Raw genomic sequence first — 12,614 nt, forward strand, 5'->3', positions numbered from 1 at the left:
GATGTTTAGCTGTTCAGCTGTGTTGCCGTCGTTAAGTTGCCTGTTAATCTGTCTGGCAGCGCAAAGTCCAGTAAGGCAAAGCCCAGCAATGCCAGACCGCTTAACGGGAACAGTAGCGCAAAGCTGATCAGCAGCAACAGCCATAATGGGTTTAATGTTTTATCCGCAGCCGGCGGGCGTAACAGGCTGCCTTTACTTGGCGAGCGGCGCTTCCACCACAACACCAGACCAGCCAGTGCCAGCAACATTAATAACAGGCAGGCGATAATGTTGAGCCACAGATTCCACAGCCCTGCCTGACCTTTATGCAGGGCAATTCCGGCGGCCATGCTTTTTGCCAGCAGGTTGTAATTATCCCAGCCAATATCGGCTAACACCCGACCATCCGCGGGGTTGATATGCACCGTTCTGTCCTGCATGGGATCGGTAATATCACCGCTGCTGGTTGAGGCAATCAGGGTGTATACGCCTTGTTCGCCACGCGGAAAACTGATGCGGAAATAACCGGGCAGAAGCTGTTTGCCGATATTTATAATCTGTTGCGCTGTAAGCGGATGCGCGGCGGCAGGTTCTGCTATCGGGATCGGCAATTGCTCGGCACTCCAGGATATTTCATTCAGATTTCCACTGTTTAACGTCGCGGTATCCGCCATGGAACTGTGGTGCCCGGCATGAGGATTAACTGCTGAATTTTTCTCCGGCTGCCAGAACCGGGCCGATTTTTCTGCGGGAAAACTGCCCCAGGGTTGTACGATTTTTTGCCCCCATACGCCGCTCCAGGCCAGGCCGCTTAAGGCAAAAAATACCAGTAGCAGACTCAGCCATAATCCCAGCGCGCCATGCAGCTGGCGCCAGCGTGAGCGTTTATTATTCAGTTGTAGCGGAATATGCCATAAAGAACTTTTACGGCTGCGTGGCCAGTGCAGGTAGAGCCCGGATATTAATAAAAAAATACACAGGCCTGCAGAGGCTTCGAGCAAAGCATCACCAAACCATCCGGCCAGCAGGGTGCCATGAATATCATCGGCAATGGCATACCAGGTATCCGCTAACGCCATACTGCCAATGATGCTGGCCCGGTAAGGATCAACAAAAACAATACGGCTGCTGTTACCTTCACGGATATGAAAACGTGCACTGCTGTGCGGTGTTCTGGCCGGCAGGTACTGTTCAATCGCTGCGTCCGGAAAGGCTGTTTTTACGGCCTGGTATTGGTCGTCGGCAGATAGCTTCTGAGCGCTGGGGCTAACGGTTAAATAATCGCCAAACTGCCATTGTTCCAGCTGTGGTTGCAGCAACATGGCAATCCCGCTCAGGGCCAGAATGAGCATAAAGGGCAGTACAAATAATCCGGCATAAAAATGCCAGCGCCAGATTTTCCGGTAGAGATTATGGTTCATCATCAGAAGCGGTAACCGCCCTCCAGATAGAATGTGCGTGACGGATAAGGGTGATGAACGTAGGCTACCCGGTCAGTAATATTATCGGCACCAACCGACAGCTGAGCATGGCGGTTAAACTGGTAACGCATCCTGGCATCGATAAAGGTGTACGCATCAATCGCACCGAATACGCGCTGCTGGTGGTCGCTGTTATCCAGTTCGTTATAGCTGTCGCTGATATGGCGCACACTGGTGCTGAAATCCAGTGCTGTACTCTGATGCCAGGTCAGAGTCAGATTCTGACTCCAGCGCGGAATACGTGGCATATCTTTGCCTTCGCTGTCAGCCACGCCGTCGTTTTTATCAATACGGGAACGCAGGGCGGTGGCATTAAAACGCACATCGAGCTGCGGCATAAACAGCGCGCGGCGCTGCAGGCTGATATCGGCTCCGCGGGTTGATACGCTGTCGATATTCAGAAACGAACTGATGGTCAGCGGATTACCGAAAGCATCGGCATAAATGCCGCTCTGGTTAAAAATAGTGTCGCGGATTTTTTCGTAAAACAGATTAATCTGCAGGCTTTGCCGGCCATCATCGAACTGAATATTGAGGTTATGGTGGATACCGATTTCGGGCTTCAGACTGGCATTGGCAATTTGTTGTACATCATCGTTGCTGGCATTTTCGTACAGCTCTTCGACGATAGGAAAGCGTACCGCACGGGCCAGGGAATAACGGCTGTGCCACAGCGGAGCCAGTTGCCAGCCAAGAGAAAATTTGGGTGAAACGGCGCTTTCGTTGCGGTCCGGATTTTCGTCATTGCCTTTAAAGCCGTTCAGCCCCTGCCAGCGCTCATGGCGCAGGCCCAGTGTCAGATCCAGTGTATTGGTAAATTGCCAGCCATAGTCGGCAAAAATTGCCTGTATCCGGGTTTCACCACCCGATAACGGTGTCTGCCCGGCACTTTGTCCGGAGGCATAATCGTAAGCGCCTTTTTCCAGTTCAAGCTGATAATCACCATAGTGATAACCGAGCAACAGGTTCATATCGCGGCGGCCAAACAGTCTCTGTGTGCCGCTTTTAATATCCGCCGTCTGCCAGCCGGTATCGCGGAAATTCTGAATATCACCACTGCGATCCCAGGCAGGATCAGCCGGGTTTCGGGCCGAGCGTATCTGCTCGTCTTTTAAAATATCAAACTGGCTGATATCCGCCTGCCAATACCAGCTGCCCGCTATTGGCAGAGTCACGCCCAGCGCACTGAGCAGCGAATGGCGGTCTTGCCGGCTGTGGCGGAAACTGCTGCCACTGAGGCTGTAGTTATGACCATCCTGACTGATATTGCCGCTGTAAACGGTATTACCGCCGGCGTCACGTATCAGGCTGCGGGCATTGGTATTATTATTCTGCCGTTGCTCATATACCAGGCTGGCGCGGACTTCGCCGTCGGGCAAATTGTAGCGTGCGCGGATTTTATATAAATCAGTCAGGGTATCGGCGATACCGGCATCGCCGTAATACAGCACCGGGTTGCCTTTACTGTCCCGCCCCTGAATTCCGCCACTGGCTGCGCTGCCGGTGGTTGGTTTTTCGGCGCTGTAATAAAAGCTTTGTGGCTGACCATCATTTTGCAAACGCTGAAAACCAGCCAGTAACTGCAGGTTACCAAAACGCTCGCCCCAGCTGGTGTATAGACGCTGGCCGGATAATTGTTGTTTACGGCCGATGCGGTCGTAGTCCTGCACAAAGCTGCTGCCTTCAATGCTGATTTCCCGCTCGTCGGGCAGACGGGTCTGAATATTAACAACCCCGCCCATGGCGTTGCCGGAATATTCCGCTGCAAAAGGGCCGTACAGAATATCCACCTGCTGGATTTCGGCCGGTGCAACAACCGACCAGCGCGGTGCACCGCTGTAGCGTGTCTGCAGGTGATAATGCAGTGGCATACCATCAGCAAAAACCAGCGAACGGGTGGTCTGGAACATATTGCTGCCGCGCATGCCGAGGGTGGCATTCGGATCACCGATGTAGCGTTTACGTACGATAATACCGGGCTGATCGCGTACGGCATCTTCGGTATTAATAAAGTTGATGCTCTGTAATTGCTCGCGGGTTATTTCACGCAGCGGGGTGCTGACATTTTGTGGCATACCACTGGCGCGGCTGATCTGTGGTTCCAGCTCGGTATCTGCGGCACAGGCATGATTGCCCGCAGCCAGCAGGGGAAATACCAGCAGGGGAAATAACAGGGGCAGGGGTGTGGTTGCCAGCAGGCGGGCAGGAGCGATTGACGTCGGCTGAGCCATTACAGCATTCCATATCTGAAAATTTGCGCGACGATAGCAGAAAGTTCCCGGCCTTCCCCTGCGGCGGCTTGTCGCACCTGATCTTGCCCCGATAAAACGGACAGGCGCTCTGTCCGGCTTGTGATGCGGAGCTTGTACCCGGAGCGCAGGCTGGTTATAACAATGCACCATTTAATCTTCAGGATATCGCCATGTCCGCTGCTATTACTCCTCAGCCCTTTGCGCCCTGTGTGTCTTTTATTCTGCTGCGCGATGGTTGTGTCTTGTTGGAAAAACGCCGCGACGATAAAGAAATCGATCCGGGTCTGGTGATGGTGCCGGGCGGGCATATGGAAGAGGGTGAACATCAGCACGACACCCTGTTGCGCGAGCTGGATGAAGAGCTGGGCATCCGGCCGCTGAATGCCCGCTACGTCTGTTCGCTGTTGCACCCCACCGACGAACTGCAGCTGCTGCATTATTATTTAATTACCGAATGGCACGGCAATATTCAGGCCCACGAGGCTGAAGCCGTATTCTGGCAGCCCTTATCGGAGCTGGGGGCGCTGGATATTACGCCTGATCATACCGCCATCGCCGAAGCGCTGCGTTTATATGGCGTTTAATGATTTAATCAATGCGGTAAACAATTCCCGTGCTGATTATTAAACCCGGCATTCTGGCCTTTTACAGCCCGCATATACTCGCCGATAAGCACCAGCATGCGGCTCTGCAACTAGTGTGGCCCGGCACGCAGGGGCACTGGCAACTGAACACTGAAAAAGGCACTGGCCCATTGCTGATTGCACCGCAAGCGGAGCACGATCTGGCCGCTGAACAGTGCTGGATTATTTTGCTGGAGCCTCTGTCTGTCGCCGGTAAGCATGCTTTGCAACACATGAACGGCCAGCTGTTGGTATCTCTTCCTGGCCTTGCATCTGCGGCTGACAGCACAGAGTTACTGGCGGCGTTAAGCCATTTGCTGGGGCTGGATAAACAGGCATTTAATCTGCAAATAACCGACAGCCGCCTGCTGCGACTGCAGCAGCAACTGGATCAGTGTTTTAACGGCGGCTGCATAAAACCTTCGCAATGGCGTGCGCGGGATATTGCCGCCGGACTGGCGTTGTCGGAGAGCCGTTTTCTGCATCTGTTCCGTGAGCAGATGCACATGCCCTGGCGGCCCTATCTGCTATGGCGCCGCCTGCTCTGTGCGGTGCAGGCGTTACATCAGGGGAAGAGTGCGACCAATGCAGCGCAGGATGCGGGCTTTGCCGACAGTGCTCATCTGAGCCGGACTTTCCGTCGTCATTTTGGGTTATCGGTGCGTGAGGCGGTGCAGCTGGCCCGCAATTAATCACCACCATTAATTACCACCATAAATCACACGAGCAAGTTAGCCAGTTTATTCAAGTTATCAGCCTGTACCGGCGGTAGTCTGGTAAAAAAACAGGAGGTACACCATGGCTGACAACACAACAAACACAGCAGATAGCTATCTGGCCACAACCCGCATGCTGGATTACCGGCATCCGGCCATTCAGCAGCTGATTCAGCAACGGGGCTGGCGCCAGCTGGATACCCGCCAGCAGATTGCAGAGGTTTATCGTTTTGTGCGCGACGATATCCGCTTTGGCTACAACGCCGATGACAGCCTCAGCGCGAGTGAAGTACTGAGTGATGGTTACGGCCAGTGCAATACCAAAGGCACGCTGCTGATGGCGCTGTTGCGGGCGCTGGGTATTCCTGCCCGTTTCCACGGTTTTACCATTTATAACGAGCTGCAGAAGGGCGCAATTCCGCTGTGGATGTTCGCTTTTGCACCCGCGCGTATTCTGCACAGCTGGGTCGAAATCTATTACGATGGCCGCTGGCTGGAAATAGAGGGTTATATTATCGACCAGCCGTATTTGCAGCAGGTGCAGAAAGCCTTTGCCAGCGAGTGTGAAGCCTTCAGTGGTTATGGCATTGCCACGCCTTGTCTGCAAAAACCACAGAACGACTGGCAGGGCGGCAATACCTATATTCAGAAGGAAGGTATTGCCGACGACTACGGTGTTTACAACACGCCGGATGAATTTTACGCGGCGATGGGTACTAACCTGCGTGGGCTGAAACGTATTCTGTACCGTTATCTGCTGCGTCATCTGATGAATATCAATGTCAGAAAAATCCGTCGCGCGGGTATCCGTTAAGCGCAAGATCCGGGTTGTGTTTGTGGCCCGGATTTTTATGATGAAGTGAATTGGATCTGTTTCACTTAGTGTTAACAGGCCCTAATACCCAACCGGCGCGGAGCTGCTTATGTCTGACTATCAACGAATCGCAACGGCTATCCGTTTTATTACGCAGCATGCGCGTGAGCAGCCAGCGCTGGAGGATATCGCCGCGGCGGTTAATCTCAGCCCTTTTCATTTTCAGCGTCTGTTCAGTCAGTGGGCGGGTACCAGCCCTAAACGTTTTCTGCAGGTATTAACGCTGGAGCGCGGTAAATTCCTGCTGCGTCAGCAATTGCCGTTGCTGGAGGCGGCCGATGAGCTGGGGCTGAGCGGCAGCAGCCGGCTGCACGATCATTTTGTTCAGCTGGAAGCGGTAACGCCGGGTGAATATCAGCGCGCCGGCGCCGGGCTGACCATCCGTTACGGCGTGGCAGACACGCCCTTTGGCCCGATGTTTATTGCGCAAACACACCGTGGTTTATGCCGCGCTGCTTTTATTTCAACAGAAGCGGATGAACCAGATTCACAGCAGCAACATCAGCAACAGCATCAGCATCAGGAACTCAGTGCCGCCGAAGAACTGGCCGCGTTACAGGCGGAATGGCCGGCGGCCGGCTGGTGCGAAGATAACGCTGCGGCACAACAGCTGGTCGCCACGCTGTTTACCCGCAAGCGCAGTGATGCTGGTGCGCCGTTGTCGCTGCATGTGCGTGGCACCAATTTTCAGCTGGCGGTCTGGCGCGCGTTATTAACCATTCCTGCCGGCCATGCGCTCAGCTATGGCCAGCTGGCGGCGCAGCTGGGGCAGCCAACGGCGGCACGGGCGATTGGTAATGCGGTTGGCGCCAACCCGGTGGCCTTTATGATTCCCTGTCACCGGGTGATTCAGCAGAGCGGGGCGCTGGGCGGTTATCGTTGGGGGCCGCTGCGTAAGCAGGTTATGCAGAGCTGGGAACGGCTGCGGCTGGCGGCTGAAGAGTAGCCGCAGCCGCCGTATCAGGCGGTTGCTTCTTGCCGGGCAAAAGAAAATACAAACGGAAAACGACCGAGTATTTTTTCAGCGGCCCGGCGTTGTGGGTCACTGTCCTGTTCAAGATAAATCAGCAGCTGCATACCTTTTTGTTTGGTGTCTTCCACCAGTAATTGCGCACAGGCGATGCCGGCCTGCTCCAGAGCTTCGATTAATGCTGAGTGAATTTCGAGTTTTTTCAGGGCGGGTTTAAAAATTTTGCCGACCGGGGTGAGGGGGATGGCGTCGGTCAGGCGGATATATTTCGGCTGCGCGGCCCGTTCAGAAATATGCGTGGCGGCAAAATGCTGTAATTCAGCCGTACTGACCCGCGCGCCCGGTTTCAGCTGTACATAGGCGACAGGCAGTTCACCGGCATGAGCATCCGGACGGCCGACGGCGGCAACCAGCTGAACAGCGGGGTGACGGTGTAAAGGCTCTTCGATCATGGCCGGGTCGATATTATGACCACCACGGATAATCAATTCTTTCCGGCGTCCGGTGAGCCAGAAATACCCTTCATTATCCTGATACCCAAGATCGCCGGTATTCATCCAGCGATGTGTGTCGTGGCAGTCGAGCCACAAATCTTTATTCTGGCTGTCGATACGGTAGCCGGCAAAAACATTGGCTCCGGAAATAACCAGCACGCCGCTTTCCCCCGGAGAACAATCGCGCAGGTAAGCACCTTGCTCATCTACGGCAACGGCTTTCATCTGTTGTCCGGGCACCCGCAGGCCAACAGACCCCAGACGGCGTTCACCTGCAGGCGGGTTAACGCTGCTGACGCAGGTGCCTTCTGTCAGTCCGTAACCCTCGAGAATTTTCAGTCCGGTGCATTGCTGGAAACGGCGGAATACTTCTACCGGCAGAGGGGCGGCACCACAAAGTCCATACTCCAGTGAGCGGATATCATGATTGCCGATGGGTACATCAAGCAGGCTGGCATACAGGGTTGGTACACCGCTGAAAAAATGAATCCGGTGTGTTGCGACGATTTCCCAGAAGCGCTTCACCACACCGTCGCCACGGTAACCTTGCGGGGTGCCGAGAATCACATGGGCGCCGCGCGAGAATGGCAACAGCCCGGTAATCAGGACCGCATTGACATGAAACAGCGGTAAGCCGCAGAACACATTTTTTCCGGGACCGATATTGGCTCCCATAAACTGTGCAACCGAATGCACATTGGCCACTTCATTGCGATGACGGCGCATAGCAATTTTCGGCAGGCCGGTGGTGCCACCGGTACAGAAAAAAGAAGAATAATCGTCACCGTCAAAACGACGCTTGCTGAGCAGTTCTGTGGCGTTCTGGGTCTGGCATAAACGCCTGAAATCATGCAGCTGAAGTGTGGCCGGTAAGCCGTGCCGCAGACTGCGCCAGCCGGATTGTGAACGCGCTTCTTTTTTTTGCAGCAGGCGGGCAGCGAGACCTTTAAGGCCGCTTATATGGTCAGCCATATTGATCAGCAGCAAATGCTTAAGTGCGGGCAATTGCGGCAGTATTTGCTGCACTTTTGGCCACAGATCGGTTCCCGGAAAAGGGGCCAGGGTTACCAGAATGCTGGCGTTGGCAGCATTAAGCAGTTCGGCCATCGCCTCCGCTTCGAGCAGCGGGTTAATGGCGGCTACGATTCCGCTGGCCTGTCCGCCCCAGATAACAAAATGCGTTTCCGGCAGGTTAGGCAGTATGTAAGCAATGACCGTATCTTTATCGGCTCCGAGATGGTGGAACATATTGGCCGTACGGTGCACCTGTTCCAGCAGCTGCTGGTAACTGAACACTTCCGGTTTATGGTGGTCGTCGGTCTGCAGAAAAAAAGACAGTGCCGGTTGGCTGGCATATTTTACGGCGGCATCGTGCAGCAGCTGATAAGTGCTGGTGGGCAATGGCGCGGGTGCCATGGCTTCTGCTGCCAGTACATCGCGGTAATTTGCAATTCCTTCCATCAGGCGGCTCCCCGCACAACCCGGTGCTGCTGCCGGCCAAGATCGATTACGCCGTCAGTGCTGCGGATAACGGCTTCGACCAGATCGCCATCCTGCAGATACTGTGGTCTTGCGCGTTGCTTTTTCATAAACAGCTCCCACTTTTTCTGCTCCGGGAGAAGAGCTGCCAGCCGCACCAGAAAGGCAGAAGGCAAAGCCAGAGCGCAGCCGCTGGGCGTGCCGGTCATAATGACATCGCCCGGATTAAAATCGGTGATCTGAGAATACTCGGTCAGTGTTTCTGCCGGACGGAATACCATGTTGCCGCTGTTGTCGTGCTGGCGGACTTTACCGTTAACGCTGAGGGTCAGCTGCAGGTCGTTCAGGTATTTCATTTCCTGCCGGTTCAGCAGGCATAAAACCGGCCCGAGCGGACAAAACGTACGGTAGCTTTTGCCTTTATGAAACTGCATTTGCGGAATCTGAACATCGCGTGCGGACACATCATTACCAATGCAGATACCGGCAATATATTCGTGCAGATTATCGGTGGTTACCTGCACGCTCTGGCGGGTTTCCCGGGCCAGTACCAGTGTCAGCTCAACTTCATAATCCAGCAGTTGCACATGGGGCGGGCGGATAATTTCTCCGCTGGGGGCTGTAATCGACGCAGACGATTTGGTGAAAAACATGTTGAAGGCTTTGGCGTCCGGATCAACACCGGAATCGAGCATATGCTGGCGATAATTAGCCCCCTGGCACAGCACCTTGGCGTCTCCGGTAATAGGGGACAGCAACTCAACACTGTTGTCTGCCAGAGCTTCGCCGGCGTTATTGCAGGCATCGGCGACAGCCTGATAACCCAGCGCAATCAGCCCGGCGGTGGTGGTGCAGGGCAGGGGCAGCGGATGAATAAGATTATCGGCGCTGAGGCCCCAGCGAATCTGGTTGTTATGACGGAATCGGACAATTGCTAAAGGCATAATAGGGCTCCTGTCAGCCAAAGATTCTGGCGAGTGTTTTTAATTTTTTTATCGTAACGTCCGGGCTGTAACGCAGACTTCTGAGCAATCCACGGATAGCGCTGAGCGTGATTTTGGGCTTGGTGAAACTGACTGGCATCACCTGCCCCCACTGTGACATGGCATTGCGGCTGACAGGATGCACGCCCATGGGCCGCTCTGCTGTAAATAAATCACCGTCACAGTAATGCTCATGCTTGGCTCCCCAGGGGTCTTGCCAGTAATCAAAAATCTGGCTGCCGAGAATATGGCGGCCGATTCCCCAGGCGTGCTGCCATTTCTTTTCGCGCATGACGCGCTGTCCCATGCCGACCGCATCGGCATCCACCAGTTCGTAAGCACTGTGACTGTATGCCGGCATAAAGCCCTGTGCCATCGCCAGCGTGTGGTGATCGGCCGGGGTGTCTCCCAGATCAAGACGGAAAAAGACCACGGCTGGTGAGCCGTCGGGCAGAACCTGAACATCACTCGGAATAAGGCCGAAGTGGCGTGTGTACCAGGCGCTGGTCTGCTGAAAATCGGCTACTTCGAGAACCAGATGGCCGAGACGCAGTACATCCGGCGCTGTGGCCGGCGGACGCTGGCAATCATTCACGCGCACATGTTCGTTATTGAAATTGAACTGCAGGGGCGCACGGTGCCGCAGAGGCGCGACGCTGTTCTGGCCACAGATGGCTTCTACCCGGAAACCGGAAGGATCGCGCAGACACACCCGCTGGCCACCGCCGGGATAAGGTGCTTCTTCAATCGCCGATGCTCCGTCCAGCTCACTCAACGCCTGCAGGGCGGCTATATCCGCGACTTCAAAGCCGAATCCGGCAAACCCTGCTTTTGCTGCCTTACGGATGCAATAGCAGAAAGGGGCATTGTCGGCGGCGCGCAGAAAGATGGCTTCTTCACTGCGGCTGGCCGTTTGCAGGCCAAAGTCATGCAGGAAGCGTTCGGCTTTCTCTGGTTCCGGCCGCTCAAACACAAGATAGGCCAGCCGGCAGGCTTTGCTGGTGGGCGAGGGATGCCGTTGGGGTTGCTGGGTAGAGAGTTCAATCATGGCGGACTCCGTTGCTGGGAACGATCATTGTTATTTTGTTATGAGATTAAAACCAATATTGAAACATATTTCAATATTGGTTTTAATCTCATTCGTTGGCGTCGCCAGGATGCCGTTAGCGGAGAATAAAAATGAACAAAGAACGTGGCGGAAAAGAAGCAGAAACAACGGAGGTTCTGATTGTTGGCTGCGGCCCTGTGGGAGCAACCCTGGCAGCCTTACTGGGGCGCTATGGCATCAATACACTGGTGATCGATAAAGCGCCGGACATACTGCTGATGCCAAGAGCCATTGCACTGGATAATGAAGCGTTGCGGGTTCTGCAGATGGCCGGTCTGAGCGAAGACTCGTTTGCCCGTATTCCGATTCCGCAGGTGCAGATGCACAGTCCGGTTATGGGGCGCTTTGCTACCGCAAATACCCGCGGCAGTCTGGATGGTCATCCCAAGCTGGTTACTTTTTATCAGCCGGAACTGGAGCAGGCGCTGGCCGGACGGCTGGCGGCTCTGCCGTCGGTAACGGTGCGCCGCTGTCTGGAGCTGGTAACACTGCGCGATGAGGGTGATGTTGTCAGCGTGGTGGTGAGTGATGACGCTGGCCGGCAGGAAGAAATCCGCGCCCGTTATCTGATTGGTGCCGATGGCGCCAGCTCCCTTGTCCGCAGCCTGATCGGTCAGGATTTTCAGGGCACAACCTATGGCGAAGACTGGCTGATTGTTGATGCCCGGCAGCGGGCAGAGCAGGCCATCGACCATGTTGAGTTTATCTGTGATCCCAGACGATCAGTTCCCCATATGCCGGCTCCCGGTGGGCGTGAGCGCTGGGAGTTTATGCTGCGCCGTGGTGAAAGCCGTGAGCAGATGGAGCACCCGGACAAAGTGGCAGAGCTGATGGCTCCCTGGATCAGCAGCAGCGATCTGCAGATTGAGCGGACGGCGGTGTACTGTTTTCATGCCCGTTGTTGCGAGCGTTTCAGTAAGGGCCGGGTTTTTCTGGTCGGTGATGCTGCGCATATCACGCCGCCTTTTGTCGGTCAGGGGTTGGTTGCCGGCTTGCGTGACGTGGCGAACCTTGGCTGGAAACTGGCCTGGGTGCTGCGTGGCCAGGCGCAGCCGCAGATTCTCGACAGTTATGATCAGGAACGGCGTCCGCATGCGGTGAGCATGATCAACCTCGCCCGCTTTATGGGCCATCTGGTAATGACCCGTCATGCAGTCTCTGCATTTATGGTGCATGGTCTGATGCGCCTGTCGCGCTTGCTGCCGCCGCTGCGTCGTCATCTGGAAGAGTTACGGATTAAGCCGGCTAACCGTTTCCGTCAGGGGTTATTCTGCGCCGGGCAGGGGCTGAAACATCTGCTTCCGGGCAGCCAGCTGGGACAGGGATGGGTACGCAGTGGCGGGGAGGTCCGCCTCAGTGATGATGTGTTGGGAGAACGGTTGCTGCTGGTGGGCTTCAATACCAACCCGCAGGCAGGGCTGAGCGCCGCTTTACGGTCGCGCTGGCAGGCTGCCGGTGGTGGCTTTCTGCAGGTTGGGGTACAGAATCAGAGTCCGGAAACAACCGAGCTGCTGGAAGACCTGGCACAGTCATTATCGGCTCCGGCGTCTGCGGCGCTGGCGGTGGTGCGTCCGGATCGCTTTATTCTGTGCTCCGGCCCGGCAGGCTGTGCTCCGGAGCTGCTGCAGCAAACGCTTGGCTTGCTTGGAAAGTAG

10 protein-coding genes are annotated in these 12,614 nt (G+C 55.3%); 5 read left to right on the forward strand and 5 right to left on the reverse strand.

Annotation, left to right across the window (positions count from 1 at the left end):
* Positions 1 to 5: 5 nt before the first annotated feature.
* Together LGT44_RS16680 and LGT44_RS16685 are read right to left on the reverse strand one after the other, a co-directional pair.
* Complete coding sequence (locus LGT44_RS16680) at positions 6 to 1,403, reverse strand: PepSY-associated TM helix domain-containing protein (RefSeq protein WP_230332415.1); 1,398 nt, start codon at positions 1,401 to 1,403, stop codon at positions 6 to 8.
* A complete protein-coding gene (locus LGT44_RS16685) occupies positions 1,403 to 3,691 on the reverse strand; it encodes a TonB-dependent receptor (protein ID WP_230332416.1) in 2,289 nt (762 codons plus the stop codon). The genes LGT44_RS16680 and LGT44_RS16685 overlap by 1 nt, the downstream gene beginning before the upstream one ends.
* 191 nt (positions 3,692 to 3,882) lie before the next feature.
* On the opposite strand from LGT44_RS16685, the gene LGT44_RS16690 reads away from it, so the two are divergent.
* The 4 genes from LGT44_RS16690 (at position 3,883) to LGT44_RS16705 (ending at position 6,871) form a co-directional block, all read left to right on the forward strand.
* Positions 3,883 to 4,296 carry an NUDIX hydrolase gene (locus LGT44_RS16690; RefSeq protein ID WP_230332417.1) on the forward strand — a complete coding sequence of 138 codons (414 nt, stop codon included), beginning with the start codon at positions 3,883 to 3,885 and terminating at the stop codon, positions 4,294 to 4,296.
* A 29-nt stretch (positions 4,297 to 4,325) separates the two neighbouring features.
* Complete coding sequence (locus tag LGT44_RS16695; protein ID WP_230332418.1) at positions 4,326 to 5,027, forward strand: AraC family transcriptional regulator; 702 nt, start codon at positions 4,326 to 4,328, stop codon at positions 5,025 to 5,027.
* Between the two features lie 106 nt (positions 5,028 to 5,133).
* A complete protein-coding gene (locus tag LGT44_RS16700) occupies positions 5,134 to 5,865 on the forward strand; it encodes a transglutaminase-like domain-containing protein (RefSeq protein ID WP_230332419.1) in 732 nt (243 codons plus the stop codon).
* Positions 5,866 to 5,974: 109 nt separating this feature from the next.
* On the forward strand, positions 5,975 to 6,871 hold the full coding sequence (locus LGT44_RS16705) for a methylated-DNA--[protein]-cysteine S-methyltransferase (RefSeq protein ID WP_230332420.1): 897 nt from the start codon (positions 5,975 to 5,977) through the stop codon (positions 6,869 to 6,871).
* Between the two features lie 14 nt (positions 6,872 to 6,885).
* Here the strand turns inward: LGT44_RS16705 and LGT44_RS16710 are convergent, their stop codons facing one another.
* The 3 genes from LGT44_RS16710 to LGT44_RS16720 are packed head-to-tail and all read right to left on the reverse strand — an operon-like array spanning position 6,886 to position 10,899.
* Entirely contained in the window at positions 6,886 to 8,850 is a 1,965-nt protein-coding gene (locus LGT44_RS16710) for an acyl-CoA synthetase (protein ID WP_230332421.1), read from the reverse strand.
* Positions 8,850 to 9,812, reverse strand: coding sequence for a fumarylacetoacetate hydrolase family protein (locus LGT44_RS16715; RefSeq protein WP_225692863.1), 963 nt, complete (start codon positions 9,810 to 9,812; stop codon positions 8,850 to 8,852). Before LGT44_RS16715 ends, LGT44_RS16710 begins: the two co-directional genes overlap by 1 nt.
* A gap of 13 nt (positions 9,813 to 9,825) precedes the next feature.
* Positions 9,826 to 10,899 carry a VOC family protein gene (locus LGT44_RS16720; protein WP_222428446.1) on the reverse strand — a complete coding sequence of 358 codons (1,074 nt, stop codon included), beginning with the start codon at positions 10,897 to 10,899 and terminating at the stop codon, positions 9,826 to 9,828.
* Between the two features lie 131 nt (positions 10,900 to 11,030).
* On the opposite strand from LGT44_RS16720, the gene LGT44_RS16725 reads away from it, so the two are divergent.
* Positions 11,031 to 12,614: a bifunctional 3-(3-hydroxy-phenyl)propionate/3-hydroxycinnamic acid hydroxylase gene (locus tag LGT44_RS16725; protein ID WP_230332422.1), complete on the forward strand. Its 1,584-nt coding sequence runs from the start codon at positions 11,031 to 11,033 to the stop codon at positions 12,612 to 12,614.

Origin of the sequence: Thalassolituus alkanivorans (assembly GCF_020447205.1) — a bacterium.
GTDB classification, from domain to species: Bacteria; Pseudomonadota; Gammaproteobacteria; order Pseudomonadales; family Oceanobacteraceae; genus Venatoribacter; species Venatoribacter alkanivorans.

Excerpts from the sequence above, each read along its gene's own strand:
- LGT44_RS16720 (WP_222428446.1), bottom strand. The coding sequence starts at position 10,899 with ATGATTGAACTCTCTACCCAGCAACCCCAACGGCATCCCTCGCCCACC.
- LGT44_RS16710 (WP_230332421.1), bottom strand. The coding sequence starts at position 8,850 with ATGGAAGGAATTGCAAATTACCGCGATGTACTGGCAGCAGAAGCCATG.
- LGT44_RS16725 (WP_230332422.1), top strand. The coding sequence starts at position 11,031 with ATGAACAAAGAACGTGGCGGAAAAGAAGCAGAAACAACGGAGGTTCTG.
- LGT44_RS16685 (WP_230332416.1), bottom strand. The coding sequence starts at position 3,691 with ATGGCTCAGCCGACGTCAATCGCTCCTGCCCGCCTGCTGGCAACCACA.
- LGT44_RS16715 (WP_225692863.1), bottom strand. The coding sequence starts at position 9,812 with ATGCCTTTAGCAATTGTCCGATTCCGTCATAACAACCAGATTCGCTGG.
- LGT44_RS16690 (WP_230332417.1), top strand. The coding sequence starts at position 3,883 with ATGTCCGCTGCTATTACTCCTCAGCCCTTTGCGCCCTGTGTGTCTTTT.
- LGT44_RS16680 (WP_230332415.1), bottom strand. The coding sequence starts at position 1,403 with ATGATGAACCATAATCTCTACCGGAAAATCTGGCGCTGGCATTTTTAT.
- LGT44_RS16700 (WP_230332419.1), top strand. The coding sequence starts at position 5,134 with ATGGCTGACAACACAACAAACACAGCAGATAGCTATCTGGCCACAACC.
- LGT44_RS16705 (WP_230332420.1), top strand. The coding sequence starts at position 5,975 with ATGTCTGACTATCAACGAATCGCAACGGCTATCCGTTTTATTACGCAG.